We start from the raw sequence: 23,584 nt of genomic DNA, 5'->3' as shown, positions 1-23,584 counted from the left end.
ATATTATATATTGTCAATAAATTCCTGTATGCTATAGTTACGATATGCAGACAATATTTATCACTCTTCCTGAGACCTTTATTGCACGAAATATTTTCTTTACTGATTTTTGGAAAACATTTCGAGATAATTACAAAGGCAAAATTATTCTTCTTGTAAAACCAGAAAAACTTGAAACGTATCAAGCTTTGTTTCAAAGTCCAGATACTATAGTTGTAGCAGTGAATTACAGGCCACTTGGATATTTTCGTCGACTGATTGACTGGATGGCACTCAATGGTATTGATACTCATACAAACACATGGGAGAAAATGTTTGCTTATACGAGAAGTGATGCGAGTTTTATTTCTACAACGCTTAAAATAATTTACACAAAGATATTTGGTAATATTTCGTTTTGGAAAAAATTCATCCGATATCTGTATCTCTTACAGCCATCTCCTATAGAGCTCGATGTACTTTTTGATACCTACAAACCCACCCATGTATTTGCAACATCACTGACCAATCGCGAGTTTGATGTCTGGATCGCCATTGTTGCTAAAAAAAGAAAAATTCCACTCATCGGCATGCCGAGAAGCTGGGATAACTTTACGAGCCATGGATTGATACGAATGGTGCCCGATGAACTTATTGTCCAGAATCAGTACCTATCTGACATGGCATTTGCTATTCAGAAATTTGGATTACCAAAAGAGCATATCCACATTGTGGGTTTGCCTCACTATGATATTTATAAAAACTATCAATCACTAATTGTTCCGAGAGAAATATTTCTTCAGAAATTAGGTATCGATCAAAACAAAAAAATTATAACCTATGGTGCGATGGGGGATTTTCTATTTCCACACGAAGGTGCAGTTGCTCCTGTACTTAATAAATTAGTTGTAGAGAAAAAAATTCCAGATAATATTCAGTTCTTTTTTCGAGCACATCCACGTTTTTTAAGTCCGCTTGAAGCAATTAAATCACTTCCTCATGTGACTCCAGATACTGTTGCGCTTCATGTCGGCAAAGATCAAGCGGGCAAAGAAATAGACATACATGAGACAGCACACCTTATAAATACTATTTTTCACTCAGATATAATTATTACTGGTGCGTCGACATTTGCCATTGATGCGATTGCGCTTGGTAAGCCAGTTATCTGTATCGATTATGACCTTAATTTATCTAACATTACATATTGGCAATCAGCAAAACGCTTCTACGATACCTACACACACTTTGAAGCCTTAGTCGAAACTGGAGCAGTATGTGTAGTAAAAAATGATCCAGAGCTTGCCTTTGCTATCAATCGGTATGTAACTAATCCTTTACTTGACCAAGAAGGTCGCAATGCAGGACTTCAACTTATGGTAGACCCATTTGACGGCAAAGCTAGTTTGCGGTTAGGAAATTTACTTGTATCATTGACTCAGCATGGATAATCCCAAACATATATTAGGAATAATTTTAGCTCGAGGTGGATCGAAATCAATTCCAAAGAAAAGTATTGCACTTTGTGCTGGCAAGCCCTTGATGTACTACACCATCAAGGCAGCCAAAGAAAGTAAATTATTAACGAGAATTATTATTTCAACTGATGATGAGGAAATGGCTGAAATTGCGCGTTCATATGGAGTTGAAGTTCCATTCCTACGCCCTAAAGAATTAGCAGAAGATCTCACTCCAGATTTACCTGTTTTCATTCATGCACTCAAACATTTATATGACAGTGAAGGGTATATGCCAGATGTTGTGGTACATTTACGACCTACAACGCCACTTAAAAAAGGCAAGGATATTGATACAGGGGTCCAATTACTTTTAGATAATCCAGATGCAGAATCAGTGCGATCTGTTTGTGAGCCGCTACATACGCCATTTAAAATGTATACAGAAAGTGGTGGATATTTGGAGCCACTACTTACGAATGTTTTTCCAGAAGTATTTGCGCAATATCCTGAAGCATTTAATATGCCTCGCCAGCTCCTTCCAAAAGTTTTACGCCATTCAGGTTATGTTGATGTTATTCGGCCTAGAGTTATAACTCAAAAAAATTCTATGAGTGGTACCAAGATTATACCGCTTTATTTTGAGAAGTGGCGAGACGTAGATATTGATTCGGTGTATGAAATCAAACTTGCTGAACAGATTATTTTGTCAAAGCCTGAAGAATTTGCTGCGTAGTTAGTTTACAAAAATTAAAAAAATAGTAGTATTCGTTCTGTGGCTTCACTTAAAGATAGGTTGAAACGTTTTGTATTTGGTTCACCCAAGAAGATTAAATTTGGTGACCGATATGTTGGGCTCGGCGAGCCCGTTTTTGTCATTGCAGAAATTGGACTCAATCATAATGGTAGTTTCGACCGTGCCAAAGCATTGATTGATGCCGCCAAAGAAGCCGGGGTTGATTGTGTGAAATTCCAGATGAGAGATATAGAGTCACTCTATGCTAACAAGGGAACAACAAATGATATTAAAGAAAATTTAACATCGCAGTACACACTTGATCTGCTTTCAAAATTCCAATTAGCAGATGAGCAAATGTTTAAACTTTTTGATTATGCACGCGAGGTTGGGATGTTTCCACTTTGCACACCCTGGGATTTGGAAAGCCTAAAGAAATTAGAAGCATACGGTATGCATACGTATAAAGTAGCATCTGCCGATCTAACAAATCATGATTTGATTAGAGAAATCGTAAAAACAAAAAAACCAATCATTTGTTCAACTGGCATGTCTCAAGAATCTGAGATCATTGCAGTAAATAATCTTTTAAAAAGGCTTAATGCAAAATACATACTGCTACACTGTAATTCAACCTACCCTGCACCTTTCCAAGATATTAATTTGCAATATATGAGCAGACTTGGAACAGCATTGTATGGGTATAGCGGGCACGAACGGGGGATCAACATTGCTATTGCTGCAGTTGCAAGGGGCGCAAAAATAATTGAAAAGCATATAACTTTTGATCGTACGATGGAAGGTTCGGACCATAAAGCTAGCCTCACCCCAGATGAATTCAAGGTAATGATTGAGGGAATTCGACAAGTGGAAGCATCACTCGGTACAGCAAAAAAAAGAGAGTTAACCCAAGGGGAAAAAATGAACAGAGCGAATTTGGCAAAAAGCTTGGTTGCAACAAGGGATATTAAAAAAGGTGACATGATTACACCGGAGATGATCGAAGTAAAAAGTCCTGGCCGAGGGCTTCAACCAGACCAGAAAGAGAAACTTATCAATCGTAAAGCTCGTCGCAGCTTGCGTCAAGGAGATTTTTTTTATCTTAATGATTTACTTGATAAAAATTTTGAACCACGGAGCTACACATTCAATAGACCTTGGGGCATTCCTGTTCGTTACTATGATTATAAAGAATTGCATAAATTTACTAATCCTGATTTGCTTGAATTTCACTTAAGCTATAACGATCTTACTGAAGATATTAGTAGTCATTTTCCTAAACCACTTGCAATGGATCTCATCGTCCATAGTCCTGAGACATTTGCTGATGATCATTTACTTAACCTCGCTTCTTCAGATGAAATATATTGGCGACGCTCAATTGCTGAACTGCAGAGAGTTGTTTCTATTACGAATGAGCTAAAAAAACATTTTAGTAAAGCAAACAAGCCACTTATTGTGGTCAATGCCGGTGGTTTTACAAAAGACAAGCCACTATCGAAAGAAGAACGGCAAGTATTGTATGAAAGAATTGCAGATGGACTCGCAAACATTAATCAAGATGGTGTAGAAATTATCATTCAAACAATGCCGCCGTACCCATGGCTTTTAGGTGGACAGCTCTACCACAATCTTTTCCTTGATCCAGATGAGATTGCTGCTTTTTGTGAAAAGTATAAGTACAGAATCTGTTTTGATACTTCACATTCCAAATTGGCTTGCAATACCTACGGATGGGATTTCTCTGAATTTACAAAGAAAATTTTAAAATATACTGCTCATTTGCATGTCGTGGATGCAAAAGATGTAAATGGAGAAGGGATACAAGTAGGAGAAGGTGAAATTGACTTTAATGAATTACGAAAAAATTTAGATTCTCTAGGTATTACATGCTCTTTTATTCCAGAAATATGGCAAGGTCATGAAAACGGCGGTGAAGGATTTTGGATAGCACTTGAGCGATTAGAAAAATATCTCTAAACCCCGTGGGTAAAAACGATCTGGATTGTTTTTAGGATAATGCCAATATCGAGGAAGAAATTTCTATTTTTGACGTAGTATAAATCGTACTCAAATTTTTCTTGTGAATCCATGACACTTCTTGCGTAACGAAATTTGATTTGCGCCCAGCCTGTGAAGCCTGGTTTGATTGTATGGCGCAAGAAGTAGTAGGGTATCTCTTTGTCTAATTTCTCCACAAACTCTGGTCTCTCCGGTCGCGGACCGACTAAGGCTATGTCCCCCTTGAGCACATTCCACATTTGTGGGATCTCATCGATATGGGTAATGCGTAAAATTTTTCCAACTGGCGTGATGCGACTATCATTGTGTGTTGCCCATTGTGCACCGTTTTTTTCAGCATTGGTATACATTGATTGCAGTTTGATGATACTAAATCGCTTGCCGTGTCGTCCGACGCGCTCTTGTTTATAGAAAATACTGCGCGAGTCTTCTATTCGTATTGCAATCGCAGCAAGGAGTAATAATGGAGATGTAAGTACGAGAATACAAAGTGCCAGAATTATTTCTATTCCGCGTACTAGAAACTCATAAAGATCAGTGTCGCGATTTTCAACAATACGAAGCGCAAGCGTATCGTTCATAAGTACAACAGGAACGCGATGCAATATGTTTTGAAATGCTTGCCTCAGATCAAGTACGTGTGATTGATTGGCAATCAAATGCGCAAGCTCCGAGCTTTCGATTTGTTTTCCATAGACAACAATATCTATCGTACGACCTGTTGCAATAAGTTCGGCTACAGACTCGTAGGTTCCTTCGTAGGCATATCCCAAATGTGGGTGACGTCCGATTTCTTCTATGAGAGTATTGGCAAGTGGTGCGTTACCAATAAAAGCGATATGTTTCTTGAAATTATGAGCAAAAATAGAAAAGTAAATATTTCGCCATGCAAATAGTAGTACACCATACGAGAGTGCCAAGAGCAGTAGATTAGTTTTTGGAGTGACAGGAAAATGTACAAAGTAAAAAAGTAAAAACCCGCTCACGAGACTAATGCTTATAGCGAGCAGTAGATTTCGAATGCTTTCAAATGATGGCTTGATGAATTCAAAATCATACAGGTTGCAGATATAGAGGATAATCTGCCATAGCACATAGAGAGCTATGAAAGCCTGGATGTGGGCTTCGATAATAGGACTGCTGACATGGATACCAAAACGCAAAAGGAGCATGGCGAAACCAGCCAAAACAAACATGATTGTATCTCCCAAAAAAAGTATTATTTTTCTCATATGAGTAAGTATCTTTAGTATACCGTGAAGTTCGGTTTTGTGTTCGCAACAAAAACACTATATACTGGTCCCATGAATATGCAACCGCCTGGCTTTCGGGCAAAAACTATAGACTTTTTTAAACGTCTTTATGCAAGGAAGCGGGTATTTTGGGGTATTGTAGTGGTTATAGTGGTTGTACTAGTAGTACTCCTAACTGGCGGCAAAAAGACGACACTTGCGACAGAAATAATTACACCCAGAGACTTGCAACGTACTGTACTTACTAGTGGTACTGTGACGAGTACGACAGACCTAACATTGAGTTTCCAAAAACAAGGTATTATTTCAGAAATCAAAACAAATGTGGGCGATATGGTCAAGGCAGGGCAAGTGCTCGCAATACTTGAAGCTGGACAAGAAGCTGCTGCAGTCACGGAGGCCGAAGGGAGACTCTTGGAAGCAAAAGCTAACTATGCAAAGGTGCTTTCGATTAACCAAGATAAGGATATTAAATTAGCTGAAGCCGTATTACAAACTGCGATTAATGATCTTGAGAATACAAAGGTTGCACAAGATGTGCTCGTTGCAAATGCTAAGCGTACTCTTTATAGCTCTGATCTTGAAGCTGTCCCAGCAACAGGATCAACGACCGATACGGCACCAACAATTACAGGTTCATATATGAGCGATGAAGTTGGTGGCTATACAGTCACTGTTTATAGTTCAAGCTCAGCTTCTGGTGGTGCGTTTTCAATCAGCGGTCTTGAGAATAATTATAGTGTAGCTATAAGTACGGGGAGTTCAGTGCCGCTTGGCTCTCGAGGGTTATTCATTCAATTTCCAACTGATTTTAAAACAGGTGCAGTGTGGATTATCGAAGTACCTAATACAAGAAGTGTCTCGTATGCAACCAACTATAATGCATATCAGCTGGCACTTTCAACGCATGATCAGGTTATAAGTAGTAAAGAAGGTGCGGTCAATGAAAAACAGGCAGCACTCGATCTTAAAAAAGCTCAAGCAAGTGCAAGTGATATACAAGTTGCTAATGCCCAAGTCGTGGTTGCTGTCGGTGCGTTAGAACGAGCACAAGCAGATCTAGCTGACGCAGAAATAATTGCACCGGCAGATGGTACCATTACAAAAATTGACGCAAAACTAGGTGCGCCCGTGCAGCCATTTGAGAACATGATAACACTTGAGGACGTGGCGAATCTGTATGTCGATGCCAATGTTAATGAAGCAAATATTTTAGATATTGCTCCTGGTGAGGCAGTTGAACTTGCTTTTGCATCAAACGGAGAGACGAAGCTTTTAGGTACTGTCGCTGATGTAGATATTGCTCCAACACTTATTTCAGGCGTTGTTAATTATAAAGTTGTTATTGAACTCATTGAGCCAGGTGAAAACATTCGTCCAGGTCTCACTGCTGACATGACAATCATTACGTCAAAAAAAGTTGCTGTGCTTGCTATCCCTTTGCGTGCGCTAATCGAAAGAGACGGTGCGTATTATGTGCTCGTAGCAACAGATGAAAAAGGTAAAAAAACTACTGAGCAATTGGTGACTATCGGTGAACACTTTGATGGTGCATTGGTAGAGATTGTTACAGGACTTCAAAGTGGCGATCGAATCATTACTAATCCACCACTTATATAATTCGACATGTTCACATACCACTTTTTTAAAATGGTCCTTGGACTTATTGGCATGATTCTCTTGGGAATCGGATGCTTATTTATTATCAATGCCTACGAAAAATCTAAGAATAATACCAGTAATACAGAGCAGATTTTTGATCAGGCAATCTCACCTCGCTAATAGCAAAATTGACAAAAGAAGAATTTTTGCTAGAGTAGCACTAGCGCTGTAGACAGTTGGTAGCGAAAGCTTTAATCGGGCAAATCATATTTGTCCAACCGACCGAGGAGCATACTTATAGTATAAGTTTGCACTATGGCCCAAGTGGTCGATTTTTATTTTTAGCTATACAACACATTATTTATGGCTATTTCAAAACAAAAGAAAGAAGTATTATTGGATGGTTTGACGAAAGCTTTGCAGGGCACTGGGTCTATTGTATTTGTAAAATTCAATAAACTTACCGTGTTTGATGCAAATGCTATGCGTCGTACACTCCAAAAAAGTGATATTGGTTATAAAGTTGCCAAGAAAACGCTTCTCAAACGCGCACTTGAAACCAATGGCTATACAGGTACGTTGCCAAATCTCGAAGGAGAAATTGCAGTTGCCTATGGTAGCGATATGTTGGCACCAGCTCGCGAAGTATATGAATTTCAAAAAACCCACAAAGAAGTTGTTTCGATCGAAGGTGGAGTATTTGAAAACGTCTTCAAGAGTAAAGAAGAAATGATGGCTATCGCAACTATTCCGGGTGTTGATACGCTCCGTGGTATGTTCGTCAATATTATCAACTCGCCTATCCAACGCTTGGTGATCGCTCTCGATCAGATAAGCAAGGCAAAGGCTTAATAAAAATTATTATGGAAGAAACAAAAGTAGAAATTCCAGCAAAGTTCAAAGACATCGTGGCAAGTATCGAAGCTATGTCAGTCCTTGATCTCAACGAATTAGTAAAAGTATTCGAAGCAAAGTTCGGTGTTTCAGCAGCAGCTGTTGCTGGTCCAGCAGCAGGTGCTGGAGCTGGTGCAGCAGAAGAAGAGAAAGATTCATACACCGTTGTGCTTACCGCAGCTGGTGAGGCAAAGATCGGCGTTATGAAAGTTGTCAAAGAAGCTCTTGGTCTCGGACTTAAAGAAGCTAAGGATATGGTAGACAATATTCCTGCAACACTTAAAGATGGCATGAAGAAAGCAGAAGCAGAAGACCTCAAGAAAAAGATTGAGGAAGCTGGCGGAAAAGTGGAATTGAAATAATACACAATACAGCAAATAAAAAATCCCCGTACGGGGATTTTTTATTTGCTCGACAAAGTAGTGGGTAGGTGGTAGAGTGGTGCAAATTCTAAAACAACTTAACATGAATAAAAAAATTCAATATGCCCTGATTTCAGTCCACAACAAAGAAGGACTAGAGCCAATTGTGCGTCGATTACATGCATTAGGTGTGCATATAATTTCTACCGGCGGAACTGCTGAGTACATTTGGAGGCTTGGAATTAAAGTTATAAAAGTGGAAGAGCTTACAAAATTCCCGGAAATCCTAGGTGGTAGAGTAAAAACTTTACACCCGTTCGTTTTCGCTGGCATACTTAGTCGTCGAGGCAATGAAAGCGACAGGGAGCAGATGGCAGAACATAGGATTATCGGAATTGACCTTGTGGTGGTTGACTTGTATCCTTTTGAAGAAGAAGTTGCAAATGGAAGTACTCATGAAAAAATTATTGAGAAGATTGATATTGGTGGTGTTTCTCTTATCCGTGCAGCAGCAAAAAATTACAACGATGTTTTTGTCATCTCTGGAAGGGATCATTATCCAAAACTTATTGAGATATTAGACAAAGGTAATGAAGTTGAAGAGCATGTGCGTCTTCTGTATGCCGGAATTGCGTTTAACATCACTTCGATTTACGATGCTGTTATTTTTAAATATTTTTCTCAGCAATTTTTTATTCCGGCTGTAGAAAAATACATGTAGTTTTGAACTGGAATTTTAATGCTCTCTCATTTGGGGGCATTTTTTCTTGCTTGATATATCTAATATGTTGGCGTATACTTTTGCCTATCTATGGAAACTCTCGGCAAACTCTTCAATAGCCAAACTCGTGTAAAAGTCATGCGACTTTTCCTTTTGAATAGTGAAACATGCTATGACGCAAAAGATGTTGCGCAGCGGAGCAAAAGTACGCCACCAGCTGCTCGCCGTGAACTTGCGGTACTGGCAGCTGCAGATTTTATTAAGAAAAAAACATTTATTAAAGAAATCCATCTGAGTTCTGGTAAACATAAAAAGAAAAAGGTTTCTGGCTGGCAGCTCAATGCGACATTGCCGTATCTCGAGGCGCTCCGGAATTTGCTCGTTGATTCAAATACGATGGATCGTAGTGAAATTATGCGTCGGTTCAAAGGTGTCGGTAAAATAAAACTATTTGTTATTGCCGGTATCTTCACCAAAGACAGTGACAGTAGACTCGATGTCATGATAGTCGGTGATAACCTCAAGCGTAACCTCATCGAACGATCATTACATACACTCGAGTCAGAGCTCGGCAGGGAACTCTCGTATGCATTATTTGATACACCAGAATTTGTCTACCGTCTCAATATGTATGACAAGCTGATTGCTGACGTGCTTGATTTTCCGCACGAAACGTTGGTTAATAGTTTAAATGTAATAGCCCAAAGTCCTAAAAAACCAGAGGTGGGTTATCCATATCATTCTCCAGTAGAATTGGTATAATAAGGTTAGTACTTTTGAAAGGTCGAAACTTTTTAAGTAGTTATTTTATTAATAATTTTGCTGTTTTCAGCAAGTGTTCTGCTTTGTTTTAAACACATAAGCAGATAGATATTTATGTTAATACAAACATGGGGCGAGGTATTTGGCGCGTCTCTCCAGAATCTCTGGTGGGGTTTCATTAATTTCGTTCCAAACCTAATCGTTGCGATTATTATTTTTATCCTTGGCTGGATTGTCGGTGCTGTCATCGGACATGCTATCGAACAAGTAATTGCAGCCATCAAGATTGACTCTCTTTTCAAAAGCGCTGGTGCTGATGAAGTATTGGCTCGCGCTGGTATTAGGCTCAATGTTGGTGCATTTTTGGGAGGCTTGGTTAAATGGTTCATCGTTGTTGTCTTCTTGATGACATCTCTTGAGATCATTGGCCTTACGCAAGTCAACAGCTTCCTTCGTGAAGTAGTCCTTAACTACTTGCCGAACGTTATCATTGCAGCATTCGTTCTTATTGTTGCAACAGTGATCGCTGATGCTATGCGCAAAATTGTTGAAGGCTCTGCTCGCGCTGCGAACATCCATTCAGCACGACTTTTGGGTAGTATCGTGAAATACGCAATTTGGACATTTGCATTCATCATTGCATTGTCACAGCTTGGTATCGCTGCACAATTTATGCAGATACTCTTCACTGGTTTGATCGCTATGCTTGCGATCGCAGGTGGACTCGCATTTGGCTTGGGCGGCAAAGATGCTGCTGCAAAGACAATCGAGAAGCTTCGTGCAGAAACATCGTCAATGCACTAATTTCAATTTTTCAAATACCAAAACTCTCCGAAAGGGGAGTTTTGTGTTTTATTGACAAAAAGTTTTTTAAATTGTAAGGTGAAAAAAACAAAACTAAATAATGATACACACTCATGGCAATGTCAGCCTTGGTATAGATACTGTAGGTGGCAATATTACTAGTTTCCAGGTCAGTGGAGAGCACATTTTTTTACCACAGCAAATTATTAAAGAAGATGGCCAGTTGAAAGTCAGAGGCGGAAGTCATATTTGTTTTCCAAATTCGGGTCAACTAATAGATGGTCATCCGTACGAATTACCTCGGCATGGTTTTGTTCGTGATTCTGCAGGTAAAATAAAATCTTCGATAATAGAACCTGGTGATGTTGAGAAGTATTACAACGTCAAAACTAATGGAGCTACTCCATATGTTCAATACCATTTCAAATATAAAGGACCTGAAATTGAAAAAGACTTCCCATATCCATTCAAGCTTGTAAGCAACTATATTTTTTTGGAAAACGGATTCTTGCAACAAGTAATCATTGTGCGCAGAAAAAGAAATCATGATGAAATTCCTATCGGGCTTGGGTTGCATCCGTATTTCAATACAGAGGGTAGATTTGTGAGAATTACATTTGGAAATAAGCCGGAGTACTTACACATAGGACCTCAAGATGAAAAAATTGAAAATTCTCATTACCCGCTTTGGAATAAAACAAATCCAAATACGGAAATTGAGGTGTTGTTAAAAGGAAAGTCAGTAAAAGTAAAGTATGGTGGTATGTTTGAAAGTTGCAAGACTTCACAACTGGTAATTTGGAGACATAATCACCAATCTCCATATATTTGTATTGAACCCATAGTGTGTGAAGCAGGTGACTTTGCTGAACTTGGATCGCCTCATTTATTACCGGATGAATCTAGTGTTTCTGCATGGATGATGGTGACTGTAGAATAAATATTGGACTTAAAAGCCCTTTGAAATACAAGGGCTTTTCTTATACTTGACTTCCATTTTGGCTTCATATATACTATCCCCACTGATATGAAGATGACTAAATTAACCAACCAAAAGCGGGGTATCTAAAACTCTTTTGTTTTAGTTTGACCCGCCAAAAGGCGGTTTTTTTAGTCTAAAAATTGACTGTACGGTTAACCTTTAATAATCCAATCCTGTTACAGCAAAATTATTTTTTCGGACTTACTCATCCTGGGTAGTTCGAAGGGGTCTTTTCAATCGCTGGAAACAGAAAACGTACAACCTTATTGCAACTACGAGCGGTCGGAGCAATACAGTAAGCGAGTACGCCGACACATACATGTTGAGAACCAGTGTGTATGTGTCATATATGTGGTTTTTACATTTCCTAATAGGAAAGTAAGAGCATATGGTGGATGCCTTGACTCTACATGGCGATGAAGGACGTAGCAGGCTGCGATAAGCTTCGGGGAAGTGCCTAGCAACTTTTGATCCGAAGATCTCCGAATGGGGGAACCCCATCGAGTAAACCTCGATGACTCTGTTCTTTATGAATAGAGAGTATACCCAGGGAAGTGAAACATCTCAGTACCTGGAGGAAAAGAAAACAAAGTCCGCAAGGACAAAATTTCCGAAGTAGCGGCGAGCGAAATGGAAATAGCCCAAACCAATTTTATTTCGCAAGAAATAAAGTCGGGGTTGTAAGGTGACAATGACGTTTTATTACGTGGAAAGTTACAAAATGTACTAATAGTTTAAGTTGTTGGAAAGCAACGCCACAGACGGTGATAGCCCGGTAAGCGAAATTAGTATATCTTTTTTATTGTCATTCTTGAGTACTTCAAGACATGAATAGCTTGGAGGAATCCGGCAGAACTAACTGCCAAGGCTAAATACGTGTAGAGATCGATAGTGAACTAGTACCGCGAGGGAAAGGTGAAAAGTAGTCCGATAAGGACAGTGAAATAGACCTGAAACCATATGCTTACAAGGAGTCGGAGCGGGCTGAACTTTGTGTAGATCGTTTTGTATTTTCTGTAATGAATTTAAAAGGTTCGTACATTTAGAACGTGCGTGTTCTAAGGTATATCGGCGAATTGTGGATGTTTCGATTGTATTGAAACGTAGAAGCAATTTACTGAGAGTGCCTAAAATATACGGATAGATTTTTTTTGAATTCATTAAGACAGGGTTTTGATATCAGACCCTGTTTATTACAGAGAATACAAATTTGATGTACATAGTGTGCAGTCCGTCACGGCGTGCCTATTGAAGAATGAGCCAACGAGTTCTAGTATGCTGCTTAGCTAAACTCTTACGAGTGGAGCTGCAGGGAAACCAAGTGTTAATAGCGCGTAATTGGTAGTCTACTAGAGACCCGAAGCCAGGTGAGCTACCCATGAGCAGGATGAAGGTGTGAGAAATCACGCTGGAGGTCCGAACCGGTGAGCCGTACAATACTCTCGGATGACTTGTGGGTTGGAGTGAAAAGCTTATCGAACTTGGTAATAGCTGGTTCTCTCCGAAATAGCTTTAGGGCTAGCGTCATGTGTTCCTCTTGGGGGTAGAGCACTGGAAGATTTCGACAGGGAGCAATCTCGCGACATCTATCAAACTCCGAATACCAAGAGTTAAAAATATGGCAGTTAGACTACGGGGGCGAAGCTCCGTTAGTCAAAAGGGAAACAGCCCAGATCTCAATTTAAGGTCCCTAAATGTATGCTAAGTGCAAGTCGAGGATGTGAAATTTCTTAGACAATGAGGATGTTGGCTTAGAAGCAGCCATCATTTAAAGAAAGCGTAACAGCTCACTCATCAAGAGATCTCGCGCCGTAGATAATCGGGGCTAAGCATACTACCGAAACTGAGGATTCGTGAACTTCATAAAGGAGAAAAATTTCTTTGTTGAAAATTAAAGAAAGAATGATTCATTTGATCATTCACTCCATGTTCTTTGGAAGATTGGAAAGAAGATTGTATTTTGATTGGTGGTAAATACTTCCAGCCGAGTCGCATGTTGACACTCGACATGAGGCAAGTGCCCGATACAATTTTCTTTTCTAGAGCAAGGTGTGTACAAACGCACCTTGTCTCCTTTATGAAGTTCGCGAGTGGTAGGAGAGTATTCGTAACCGCGTTGAAGCCGAAGGGGTGACCCACGGTGGAGCGTTGCGAAGTAAGAATGTTGGCACAAGTAACCGCAAGGAGGGTGAGAGTCCCTCCCGTCGAAAGATCAAGGTTTCCTTGGCTATGACAATCAGCCAAGGGTTAGTCGGGCCTAAGGGGATGGCGAGAGCCGGACCTGATGGACAGCAGGTTAATATTCCTGCACTTCTGTATTATGCGATGAGAGGACGAAGGGTAGTATGTCTCGCAGATTATTGGATTTCTGTTTAGGAGCTGAGCGTGGTGTGTAGGAAAATCCGCACATTGCCTTTGATGGCACATGCAAGGTTAGTAGAAAGATGGTGGTTCGCCACTGTCAATGAGACAAAGCACGCTTCCAAGAAAATTTTCTAAGCTTAATGATATAGAAACCGTACCGCAAACCGACACAGGTGATCAGGTCGAGAAGACCAAGACGAACGAGTGAGTGTTCCCCAAGGAACTCGGCAAAAAAGCAGCCGTAACTTTGGAATAAGGCTTCCCCTTCCTACTTTGTTCTCAATTTTTTTTTCAAAAATTAACAAAGGAGGAAACAATGATTACAATAAAATTCATTGGCGAAAAAAATCATACATCTCCAAAAGTTGAGATTTATGATGAAAACAATACTTTAATTGATACTGTTATAGTTAAGCAAGGAAAAGAAATTTTCTTTCAAAGAGAAAATGCTCTGAAGAGCAAAACTTTCCTATCTGATCCTAAAAGAAAAGTAACAGTTACAATTGAGTAAGATTGTTGAATGCTCTTTAGCCTCCAATGATTCTAAAATTATTGAGACTAAAGTAGGAAGGGGCGCAGCGAAAGTATCTCTGGCAACTGTTTATCAAAAACACAGCTCCCTGCGAACTCGTAAGAGGATGTATAGGGGGTGACACCTGACCAATGCGAGAAGGTCAAATATCGGCGGTTCTTCATAGCCGCAAGGCTGTGAAGAGCTGACTGATATAAGCCCTCGTGAATGTCGGCCGTAACTATAACGGTCCTAAGGTAGCGAAGTACCTTGTCGGGTAAGTTCCGACGCGCACGAATGGTGTAATGACTGGAGAACTGTCTCGGGGAATAGCTCGGTGAAAATACAATACCGGTGAAGATGCCGGTTAAGTGCAGATAGACGAAAAGACCCCGGAAGCTTTACTACAACTTGGTATTGAGTATGTTTTGTGGCTGCGTAGCATAAGTGGGAGACTTTGAAGCAGAGATCTCGGTTTCTGTGGAGTCGACAGTGCAATACCACTCTTTCATGTGGCATATTCTAATCCTTGCGGCAAAAACGCAAAGAAACAGTATCTGGTGGGTAGTTTTACTGGGGCGGTATCCTCCTAAAGAGTAACGGAGGAGTTTATTAAGGTTAGCTAGGCGCGTATGGAAACCGTGCCGATAGTGTAATGGCACAAGCTAGCTTGACTGTAAGGGGTACATCCCGAGCAGGTACGAAAGTAGAACATAGTGAACCGATGGTCCGCATTAGATGCGGCCGAAGATTAACGGATAGAAGCTACTCCGGGGATAACAGGCTAGTTGCGCCTAAGAGTTCATATCGACGGCGCAGTTCGGCACCTTAACATATCGGGGTGCCATGACAGTAATGTCATTAGCGTTTCCTCATCGCGTTGTAGATAGCGCGGTGAGGAAAATAAAATAATTGGCTATATGCTGGAACTCTTATCGTCATTGATAAGACAATCAGCAGGGAAGGCCACATGAGATAGGCGAAGCCGGCCATCTCACGTGGAACCCTCAGAGACTACACGCCAATCTCCTACTCATATTTATATGAAAGAGGAAGAAGATATAGTCCGATCCTTCTAGTGATAGAAGCTTCTGGGGAGAAGTAAAATTTATTTCTCCCCAGAATACAACGACAGCGATGTCGGCTCACCTTATCCTGGCGGTGGAGAAGCTGCCAAGGGTTTAGCTGTTCGCTAATTAAAAAGGTACGCGAGCTGGGTTCAAACCGTCGTGAGACAGGTTGGTCTCCTATCTACTGCACTCGTTGATTCTTGAGAAGTGTTGCTCCTAGTACGAGAGGACCGGAGTGAACTGACCTCTGGTGTACCTGCTGTCTTGCCAAAGGCAACGCAGGGTAGCTATGTCAGGCATGGATAACCTCTGAAAGCATCTAAGAGGGAAGCCATCTTCAAGATGAGGAATCGTTTGAGAATCGTGAGAGATGATCACGTTGATAGGCGTTAGGTGTACGCGCAGTAATGCGTTGAGCCGAGACGTACTAATTATTCGATTCCTATTAGGAAATGTGGAAATCACATATAATATATTCAAAAAGTATATTTAAAAATGCACAAAAATTTCTTGCTAGAAATTTTCTTTGTTCGGTACCGTTGTACCTCACAGAGCATTTTTAAATATACTTTTTGGAAGCGAAATACATTTGAATGTTTTGTTTTGGTGACTTGTCGCGAGGGTCACACCTCTTCCCATTCCGAACAGAGAAGTTAAGCCTCGTTGAGCCGATGATAGTCTTCGGGCAAAAGTAGGTAGTCGCCAGAACAAAGTATTCAAACTCAAAAATAACCTTATTCTGTAAGGTTATTTTACTTGACTTTTATTAATAAATATGCTATATTCTATTCAAACAAAAGCACTGATGGCAAACCAAATAAAAATTGCTTGGGTTCAAGATCATACATCTGAAACTCATAAAAATGATATTATCCCCGATAGAGTCTTAATTTATACAGATGGGAAAAGTGACCATGAATTGGGACGACTTAAATGGAAAAATGAATCTCCATATGGCTGGTATCAAGAGGAAAGTGTTGTAATTAAAGATGCGGTGAAGAAAATCGAAAAACTTTTTCCCTGCCAGCTTGAAGTAAAATTTCTTAGAGAAGGATGGTCATCAATAAGAACCTTGGGAATCAGAGAATACTCTGCTCTTTCAAACGGTGAAGAAACCCATTTTAGGATTTTACTGCAAGACTTATATCTATAATATTGAACTATTTTAAAACGGAAACTAACTATTTCCGTTTTTTATTTTTTCATACTTCTTACTTTATACTTCCAGCCTAATACTATATACTTACTTCATGAATTGGAGACTCAGAAGGCAACTTTTTGTTTTAGCACTCTTGGCTGCAGCAGGACTTATCGTTGCAGCACTTATTATTGTACCTAAGGTTACTAAGCCAGGGACGTGTTTTGATGGTAAACAAAATGGCACCGAAGAAGGCGCTGATTGTGGAGGTAGTTGCGCTATACAGTGTACCAATCTCCAAACACCACCGACTATTGTCTGGGCGAGGTCAGTGCCTGTGACGACGACACTCTATACGGCTGTTGCAAGTGTGACGAATCAAAACCGTACATCAGCACTCTATAAGGCTACCTATGAATTCAGACTCTATGACGAAGCCAATAAATTTATCGTCAAACGTGAGGGTAGTATCACACTACCACCTAATCGTGAGACAACTATCGTTGAACCTATTATTGATATTGGCACACGTCCGCCCAAATACACCGTCTTTGCTTGGACAACACCCCTCGTCTGGTATCGTGTTGATCCACGAGCGATCGATGTTGATCTGGTGCCTTTAGATATTGTACTTACCAACGAAGGCGTTGAACCCAAGCTTACTGCAAATATCAAAAATACATCGCTCTATGATTTGCCTCGTACTGATGTTATTGCACTTTTGTATGATAAAGATAATACGCTCGTCGGGGCGAGTAAAACATACCTAGAAAACATAGCATCAAATGAGACTGAGCCAGTGTTCTTTACCTGGCCACACGCATTTCCTGCTCCAGTAGCATTTACCATCGTTCGTCCACTTATCGATATTTTTAGTGTGCCGCTCATATAATCCCTATGCGCATTTTTTTTCGAAAAATTGATTGGGTACTTTTTATTGCCCTTATGCCGATTTTAGGCGCAGGGCTTATTACGATGCGGTCGTTCACAGGGGATACATCACTCTTTGATAAACAGCTTTTATGGATATTGATTTCAATTATTATTTTTTTTACGCTTTCAGCTATTGATGTGCGGATTTTAAAAAATACAAAAGTCTTAGTACTCCTCTTTATTTTTTTCTTAGCCATACTCACAACACTTTTTATTGTAGGTCGTGTCGTCAATGGCGCTCAAAGTTGGTTTGATTTTGGCGGTTTCTCATTTCAGCCGACTGATTTTATGAAAGTTATTGTCATTCTTCTTTTGGCAAAATATTTCTCGCGTCGGCATGTGGAGATAGCGCATTTTAAACATATTTTTATTTCTGGCATCTATGCGCTCGTACCATTCTTGCTTGTGTTTTTACAACCTGACTTTGGTAGTGCGATCATTATCTTTCTGATTTGGTTTGGCATGATACTAGTCTCTGGAATTTCAAAGAAGCATCTTCTCTTGGTGCTTGGCGGCGGACTAATAGTTTTCCTTGGATTGTGGCTCTTTGTTTTCCAACAGTATCAACGAGATCGCATCGTGAACTTTATCCATCCACTTGCTGATATTCATGGCTCAGGCTATAACGCGTATCAATCTACCATTGCTGTTGGTTCAGGTAAAATTTTTGGCAAAGGTGTTGGCTATGGCACACAGTCACGTTTACAATTTTTGCCAGAGTACCAGACTGATTTTATTTTTGCTGCATTTGCTGAAGAATGGGGATTTGTTGGTGTGATTATTCTTTTCACACTGTACGGTATAGTGATTTGGCGAATATTGAAAATCGCACTTGTTGGACATTCCAATTTTGAAATACTCTATGGCATGGGTGTCGCTATCTTTTTCTTTAGTCATTTTGTCATTAATGTTGGTATGAATATTGGGCTTATGCCAGTCACAGGTATAACACTTCCATTTATGAGCTATGGTGGGTCGCATTTACTTGGTTCATTTGCTGCACTCGGTATTTTGATGAGCATGCGAGGCTATTCTAGATCGGTCCATCGCAATGATGTTGGGAGGGAGTTTTTAGGTTATTCTACATAGGTTATTGGTAGTTCATCTGGTATTATCTGGGTAATATGAATACACCAAAAAAGGTATTAGTAACAGGCGGTGCCGGATTTATCGGTTCTCATATTGTTGATGCATTATTGGCTAATGGACATGAAGTCCACATTGTTGATAATTTAAGTACAGGTAAAAAGGAAAATTGCAATAAAGATGCAATATTTCATTTGGCTGATATTACTGACGGGCCTTCACTTGAGGCTATCTTTACAGGCATTGATACAATATTTCATACTGCAGCATTGCCGCGAGTGCCATTGTCTATTGAACATCCATTGGAAACCAACCATGCTAACATCACTGGCACACTCACTGTGCTTCACGCTGCTCATAAGGCAGGTGTCCGTCGAGTTATTTACTCTGCATCGAGTTCAGCATATGGTGAACAGCAGGCTCCAAAGATGAAGGAAAGTTTTGAAGCTAAACCATTACATCCATATGGAATTCAGAAGTATGTTGGTGAATTATATTGTCGCATCTTTAGTTCCATCTATGGCTTACAAACAGTCTCACTTCGTTACTTCAATATTTATGGCCCACGCCAAGATCCAAATGGATCTTACGCAGGTGTCATTGCCAAATTTGCCAAGCTAACCAAAGAAGGCCAACCACTACCGATTATAGGTGATGGAACTCAAACCAGAGATTTTACTCATGTCTATGATGTTGTTCGAGCTAATCTGCTCGCTATGGATTCTGTTAATGTTGGGAAAGGGGAAGTGATAAATGTTGGCGGTGGTCAAAGTATCTCGATACAAGCACTAGCAAAGATTTTTGGCGGCGATACGACATCATTACCAGCTCGACCAGAAGCCAAAGACAGCTGTGCAGATATAACACTTGCAAAAGAGCTTTTGGGCTGGGAACCAAAGGAGGAGCTAGAAAAAGCAATAGCAGTATTATTGCAAAGCATATAATGCGCAGAATCGATGGCAAGCAAATACGAGATACCATCAAACTTGCACTTATCGAAGAAGTCAAAGCTTTTTCTGTACGCCCAGAACTCGTCATTTTTTATGTAGGGGAAAATTCAGTTATTGATATTTTTATTAAGTATAAAGAAAAATTTGGGTCGGCTATTGGTGTTCATACTAACGTTATTAAATTACCACAGGCCACAACAACTGACATGCTTATTGAGGCTATCCAAACTCATACTCATGCTACAGGTATTATTGTCCAACTGCCACTACCAGAACATATTGATACTAGTAAGGTGTTGGAGAACGTGCCAGTCGAGCAAGACGTAGATGTTTTATCTTCACACGGACTTGAAAATCTACGCAAAGGTGTACAGTCGTACTTGCCACCTGTTGTTGGAGCGGTTGCAGAAATTTTCAATCAGGAGCACGTGGATCTTGTAGACAAAAAGATTGTTATTATAGGCAAAGGGAAATTAGTTGGGTTACCGATCTCGTACTGGTTAGAATCAAAAGGTCTTAGTCCTACAATTCTTACTCGTGATAGTTTAGATTTTAACGACACAATACGAAACGCAGACATTATTATTTCAGGTGCCGGCAGTCCTTCACTGATCAAGCCAGACATGATTAAACAAGGAGTCATACTGCTTGATGCAGGTACAAGTGAAGAAGGTGGTATCATTCAAGGGGACATTGATGAAGCTTGCAGTTCTTTGGCAGGTATTTTTACACCAGTTCCAGGGGGTATAGGTCCTATAACTATTGCGATTTTATTTCGTAATTTACTTTTAGCAGCAACATATGATCGCGGAAATTAATAATATAGTATTTGCCTATATCCATGCGTTTAGTTTTAGATATACGTCGCTTGATACGACTATAATATTTTTTGCAGATTTATTCCCATTTGTTTTTTGCTTAGGTATTTTCCTGTTTATACTCGTGCATAAAGATCGCGACGCAGCTCCACTGACATGGTATGCCATACGTAGAAAAATGATTGAAATAGGCAGTATTATATGCACTGGTCTTTTGTCGTGGGGTATTGTGATGCTGCTTAAAGTTATTTTTGGCGAGGCGAGGCCATTTATCACAGATACAACCCTGCAGACTCTTATCACCATATCCGGGATCCATGACTCATTTCCTTCGGGTCATGCAACCATTTTTGCGGGACTTGCAGTTGCATTGTATATCTACCATAAACCAATCGGGTATCTTTTTATGCTAGGAGCATTATTGATTGGTCTTGCACGTATAGCTTCTGGTATTCATTATCCGATCGATATACTCGCAGGGTATGTGCTCGGTGGCAGTATTGCCTATAGTGTATATTATTTTTTACGGCCGAAAATAAAGCACATGGTTGCTTTTGGTGGATTAAAATAGATCCTTTATACACTGTGGTATACTACCAAAGTTAAACTATTAACTGTAATATATATGTATGGAAGAACAACTATCAAATGAAAAATCAAAAATGAAGCTATCGATTCCTGCATCAATTCTTATTGCTGGAGTTATGATATCGCTCACTATTTATTTTACTGGCATAAATGGTACTCCAAAAACAGCGACACCAAAACCAAACCCTGCAGAACCGACTCTCCAAGAGGTTGATATTAAAAATGTCGAAGTAAGAGAGGATCCATTTATTGGTGTATCAAATGCACCCATAACGATGGTCTACTGGAGTGATTATCAATGTCCATTTTGTAAAAAAACTGAAACAGAAGTATTGCCAACACTCAAGCGTGATTATGTCGATACAGGTAAAATGAAAATTGTGTTTAAAGACTTTGTATTCTTGGGTCCCGACTCGATAGAAGCTGCCTTATTTGATCGGGCAGTGTGGGAACTTTACCCTGAGCAATATTTTACTTGGCGCGAAGCGATGTATGCAATGCAAGATGAGGAAGGTGGTGAAGGATTTGGAGATAGGACAAGTATTGAAGATGTTACTCAAGGGATTTCTGGCATTGACCAAAGTAAAGTATCTGCTGCTGTTGATGCAAATATAGATGCGTATAAAGCTAGCATTCAGGCAGATTATATTGAAGGTCAAAGTTTTGGTATCAATGGAACACCATCAGTTATCATAGGAACAACGCTCATTAATGGAGCACAACCTTTGGCAGCATTCATCGACGCTATTACAAAAGTAGAAAAATAATTTATATGGAAAATCGAAAAAATCCATTGGATTCTTTAAATAGCAAAATAAATAAACATGGTCGTCCGTATGAAATAGTAGATGTTGAATATTTCAATGCCATACAGGTCGGTGAGATAGTAGTCTACAAAATTACGAATTCAGATGGTACTTCTGCTGGTAATCTTGAAAAAGGTATTGTTGCCTCGAAATATCCTTCTCAATTGCAAGTTGATGTCTTTCCGTTACTAGGTGTTGATAATCCTGCAAGTCAGACAGTGCCTGTCTCCATTACAGACATTCGTGACCATTTTCCTCAAGACAAAAAAGAGAACTAGGTTGCATTTTTCCTATAAATCGCTAGAATAGGGCAGTAAATTATGTGGAAAACACGCATTATCGCTATACTCGTTTTATTAGCCGGCATCCTTGTCGGGTATTTCGTGTATGGTTCCACGATCGCTAAAGAAAATCGTTCTATTGGTGTCCCGTCATGGTTTATCAACTATCCTTTCAAGTTAGGTCTTGATCTCTCAGGTGGATCACACCTAGTCTATCGCGCAGACATATCACAATTAGAATCTGCAGATGTCAAAGACTCCATGGATGCACTTCGTGATGTCATAGAGCGACGAGTGAATCTCTTTGGTGTCTCTGAACCTGTTGTTCAAGTCCAAGAAGGTAATTTTGCTAACCAAGGCGAAGAGCGCCTCTTGATTGACTTGCCAGGAGTTACCGATATTCATCAAGCAATCGAACTTATCGGACAGACACCACTTTTGGAATTTAAAGTTGAAAATCCAGAAGGTGGTACAACGTCAGTTGAAATTGATCCAAGTCAAGCAGTAAACGGAGAGATAAAGATTCCAGTTGCTTCTTCCGATGAGCTAACAGATAGCCAATTTATTGCAACCGAACTCACAGGTCGGTATTTGAAACACGCAACACTAGAATTTAATCCAACAACACAAGTGCCGATTGTTTCGCTGCAGTTTGATGAAAAAGGCACAGAATTATTTGCACAAATCACCGCTGATAATGTTGGTAAAACTGTTGCAATATTCTTGGATGGGGCACTATTGTCTGCACCAACAGTTCAAGAAGCTATCCCAAATGGTCAGGCTCAAATCAGTGGCAATTTCACCCCACAAGAAGCCAAGCAATTAGTTGGCCGATTGAATTCTGGTGCATTGCCTGTACCTATTGAACTTATTTCTACACAAACTATTGGTGCGACACTTGGTGCCGAGGCAGCAGCAGATGGAGTTCGAGCGGGTGTTATTGGTTTTCTGGCTATCGCACTCTTTCTCATATTCTGGTATCGATTGCCGGGTGTGATTTCTGTAATTGCACTTCTACTCTATATTTCAATCATGCTTGCAATCTTCAAGCTCTTGCCAGTGACGTTGTCTGCGGCTGGTATTGCTGGGTTTGTCATATCAATCGGTATTGCAGTGGATGCCAATGTGCTTATTTTTGAAAGAATCAAAGAAGAAATCCGTCTTCATGGACGATCACTAGATGAAGCAATTAAAGTGGGTTTCTCTCGTGCATGGTTTTCGATTCGTGATTCAAATCTTTCAAGCATAATTACAGCGATTATTCTCTTTTGGTTTGGTACATCACTCGTCAAAGGGTTTGCGCTTACATTTGGACTCGGCGTATTGGTGTCATTACTATCAGCTATTTCATTTACACGATTGTTTTTGTATGCACTAAATATTACAAAGACCACCAAACTTTCTGGATTCTTATTTGGTTCGGGGATTACGTCTGCAAGAAAAACTACTCATTCATAATCATTAC

21 protein-coding genes and 2 rRNA genes are annotated in these 23,584 nt (G+C 40.0%); 22 read left to right on the top strand and 1 reads right to left on the bottom strand.

Annotated elements, in window-relative coordinates; genetic code table 11:
• Positions 1-44 precede the first annotated feature (44 nt).
• Genes IPF86_00760 through IPF86_00750 form a run of 3 tightly spaced genes read left to right on the top strand, consistent with a single transcriptional unit; the run spans position 45 to position 4,152 of the window.
• Entirely contained in the window at positions 45-1,430 is a 1,386-nt protein-coding gene (locus tag IPF86_00760; GenBank protein QQR50437.1) for a CDP-glycerol glycerophosphotransferase family protein, read from the top strand.
• Positions 1,423-2,172, top strand: coding sequence for an acylneuraminate cytidylyltransferase family protein (locus tag IPF86_00755; protein QQR50436.1), 750 nt, complete (start codon positions 1,423-1,425; stop codon positions 2,170-2,172). Before IPF86_00760 ends, IPF86_00755 begins: the two co-directional genes overlap by 8 nt.
• 30 nt (positions 2,173-2,202) lie before the next feature.
• The gene (locus IPF86_00750) at positions 2,203-4,152 is read left to right on the top strand and encodes an N-acetylneuraminate synthase family protein (protein QQR50693.1); all 1,950 of its coding nucleotides are present in this window, start codon (positions 2,203-2,205) and stop codon (positions 4,150-4,152) included.
• Here IPF86_00750 and IPF86_00745 read toward each other — a convergent pair.
• On the bottom strand, positions 4,149-5,426 hold the full coding sequence (locus IPF86_00745; GenBank protein ID QQR50435.1) for an exopolysaccharide biosynthesis polyprenyl glycosylphosphotransferase: 1,278 nt from the start codon (positions 5,424-5,426) through the stop codon (positions 4,149-4,151). The genes IPF86_00750 and IPF86_00745 overlap by 4 nt on opposite strands.
• Positions 5,427-5,498: 72 nt before the next feature.
• On the opposite strand from IPF86_00745, the gene IPF86_00740 reads away from it, so the two are divergent.
• From IPF86_00740 to secD, 19 genes are all read left to right on the top strand, one after another.
• Positions 5,499-7,067, top strand: a complete 1,569-nt coding sequence (locus tag IPF86_00740; GenBank protein ID QQR50434.1) for an efflux RND transporter periplasmic adaptor subunit — start codon at positions 5,499-5,501, stop codon at positions 7,065-7,067.
• A 6-nt stretch (positions 7,068-7,073) separates the two neighbouring features.
• Entirely contained in the window at positions 7,074-7,229 is a 156-nt protein-coding gene (locus IPF86_00735; protein ID QQR50433.1) for a hypothetical protein, read from the top strand.
• Between the two features lie 183 nt (positions 7,230-7,412).
• The gene (locus IPF86_00730; GenBank protein ID QQR50432.1) at positions 7,413-7,901 is read left to right on the top strand and encodes a 50S ribosomal protein L10; all 489 of its coding nucleotides are present in this window, start codon (positions 7,413-7,415) and stop codon (positions 7,899-7,901) included.
• 11 nt (positions 7,902-7,912) lie between these two features.
• Positions 7,913-8,305, top strand: coding sequence for a 50S ribosomal protein L7/L12 (gene rplL / locus IPF86_00725; protein QQR50431.1), 393 nt, complete (start codon positions 7,913-7,915; stop codon positions 8,303-8,305).
• 103 nt (positions 8,306-8,408) lie between these two features.
• Positions 8,409-9,026, top strand: coding sequence for a hypothetical protein (locus IPF86_00720; GenBank protein QQR50430.1), 618 nt, complete (start codon positions 8,409-8,411; stop codon positions 9,024-9,026).
• A gap of 90 nt (positions 9,027-9,116) precedes the next feature.
• On the top strand, positions 9,117-9,788 hold the full coding sequence (locus IPF86_00715; GenBank protein QQR50429.1) for a hypothetical protein: 672 nt from the start codon (positions 9,117-9,119) through the stop codon (positions 9,786-9,788).
• Between the two features lie 114 nt (positions 9,789-9,902).
• Positions 9,903-10,592, top strand: a complete 690-nt coding sequence (locus IPF86_00710) for a hypothetical protein (protein ID QQR50428.1) — start codon at positions 9,903-9,905, stop codon at positions 10,590-10,592.
• A gap of 100 nt (positions 10,593-10,692) precedes the next feature.
• Positions 10,693-11,532 carry a hypothetical protein gene (locus IPF86_00705; GenBank protein QQR50427.1) on the top strand — a complete coding sequence of 280 codons (840 nt, stop codon included), beginning with the start codon at positions 10,693-10,695 and terminating at the stop codon, positions 11,530-11,532.
• A 410-nt stretch (positions 11,533-11,942) separates the two neighbouring features.
• Positions 11,943-15,969 (top strand): 23S ribosomal RNA (locus IPF86_00700).
• A gap of 152 nt (positions 15,970-16,121) precedes the next feature.
• Positions 16,122-16,227, top strand: a 5S ribosomal RNA gene (gene rrf / locus IPF86_00695).
• 67 nt (positions 16,228-16,294) lie between these two features.
• Positions 16,295-16,672 (top strand): hypothetical protein, encoded by a 378-nt coding sequence (locus tag IPF86_00690; protein QQR50426.1) that lies wholly within the window; start codon positions 16,295-16,297, stop codon positions 16,670-16,672.
• 97 nt (positions 16,673-16,769) lie between these two features.
• Positions 16,770-17,549, top strand: a complete 780-nt coding sequence (locus tag IPF86_00685) for a hypothetical protein (protein QQR50425.1) — start codon at positions 16,770-16,772, stop codon at positions 17,547-17,549.
• Positions 17,550-17,554: 5 nt separating this feature from the next.
• The gene (rodA, locus tag IPF86_00680) at positions 17,555-18,679 is read left to right on the top strand and encodes a rod shape-determining protein RodA (protein ID QQR50424.1); all 1,125 of its coding nucleotides are present in this window, start codon (positions 17,555-17,557) and stop codon (positions 18,677-18,679) included.
• A gap of 35 nt (positions 18,680-18,714) precedes the next feature.
• A complete protein-coding gene (locus tag IPF86_00675) occupies positions 18,715-19,620 on the top strand; it encodes an NAD-dependent epimerase/dehydratase family protein (protein ID QQR50423.1) in 906 nt (301 codons plus the stop codon).
• On the top strand, positions 19,620-20,444 hold the full coding sequence (locus tag IPF86_00670) for a bifunctional 5,10-methylenetetrahydrofolate dehydrogenase/5,10-methenyltetrahydrofolate cyclohydrolase (protein ID QQR50422.1): 825 nt from the start codon (positions 19,620-19,622) through the stop codon (positions 20,442-20,444). Before IPF86_00675 ends, IPF86_00670 begins: the two co-directional genes overlap by 1 nt.
• Positions 20,428-21,015, top strand: coding sequence for a phosphatase PAP2 family protein (locus IPF86_00665; GenBank protein ID QQR50421.1), 588 nt, complete (start codon positions 20,428-20,430; stop codon positions 21,013-21,015). The genes IPF86_00670 and IPF86_00665 overlap by 17 nt, the downstream gene beginning before the upstream one ends.
• 58 nt (positions 21,016-21,073) lie before the next feature.
• A complete protein-coding gene (locus IPF86_00660; protein ID QQR50420.1) occupies positions 21,074-21,799 on the top strand; it encodes a thioredoxin domain-containing protein in 726 nt (241 codons plus the stop codon).
• A 5-nt stretch (positions 21,800-21,804) separates the two neighbouring features.
• Positions 21,805-22,116 (top strand): hypothetical protein, encoded by a 312-nt coding sequence (locus IPF86_00655; protein ID QQR50419.1) that lies wholly within the window; start codon positions 21,805-21,807, stop codon positions 22,114-22,116.
• A 42-nt stretch (positions 22,117-22,158) separates the two neighbouring features.
• On the top strand, positions 22,159-23,577 hold the full coding sequence (gene secD, locus IPF86_00650; protein QQR50418.1) for a protein translocase subunit SecD: 1,419 nt from the start codon (positions 22,159-22,161) through the stop codon (positions 23,575-23,577).
• The last annotated feature ends 7 nt before the right edge of the window (positions 23,578-23,584 follow it).

This window comes from Candidatus Nomurabacteria bacterium (genome assembly GCA_016699085.1).
GTDB lineage: Bacteria > Patescibacteriota > Minisyncoccia > Phycocordibacterales > UBA9973 > CAZLWF01.
The sequence above is the reverse complement of the archived record's forward strand: the minus strand, read 5'-3'. Positions and strand labels throughout refer to the sequence as shown.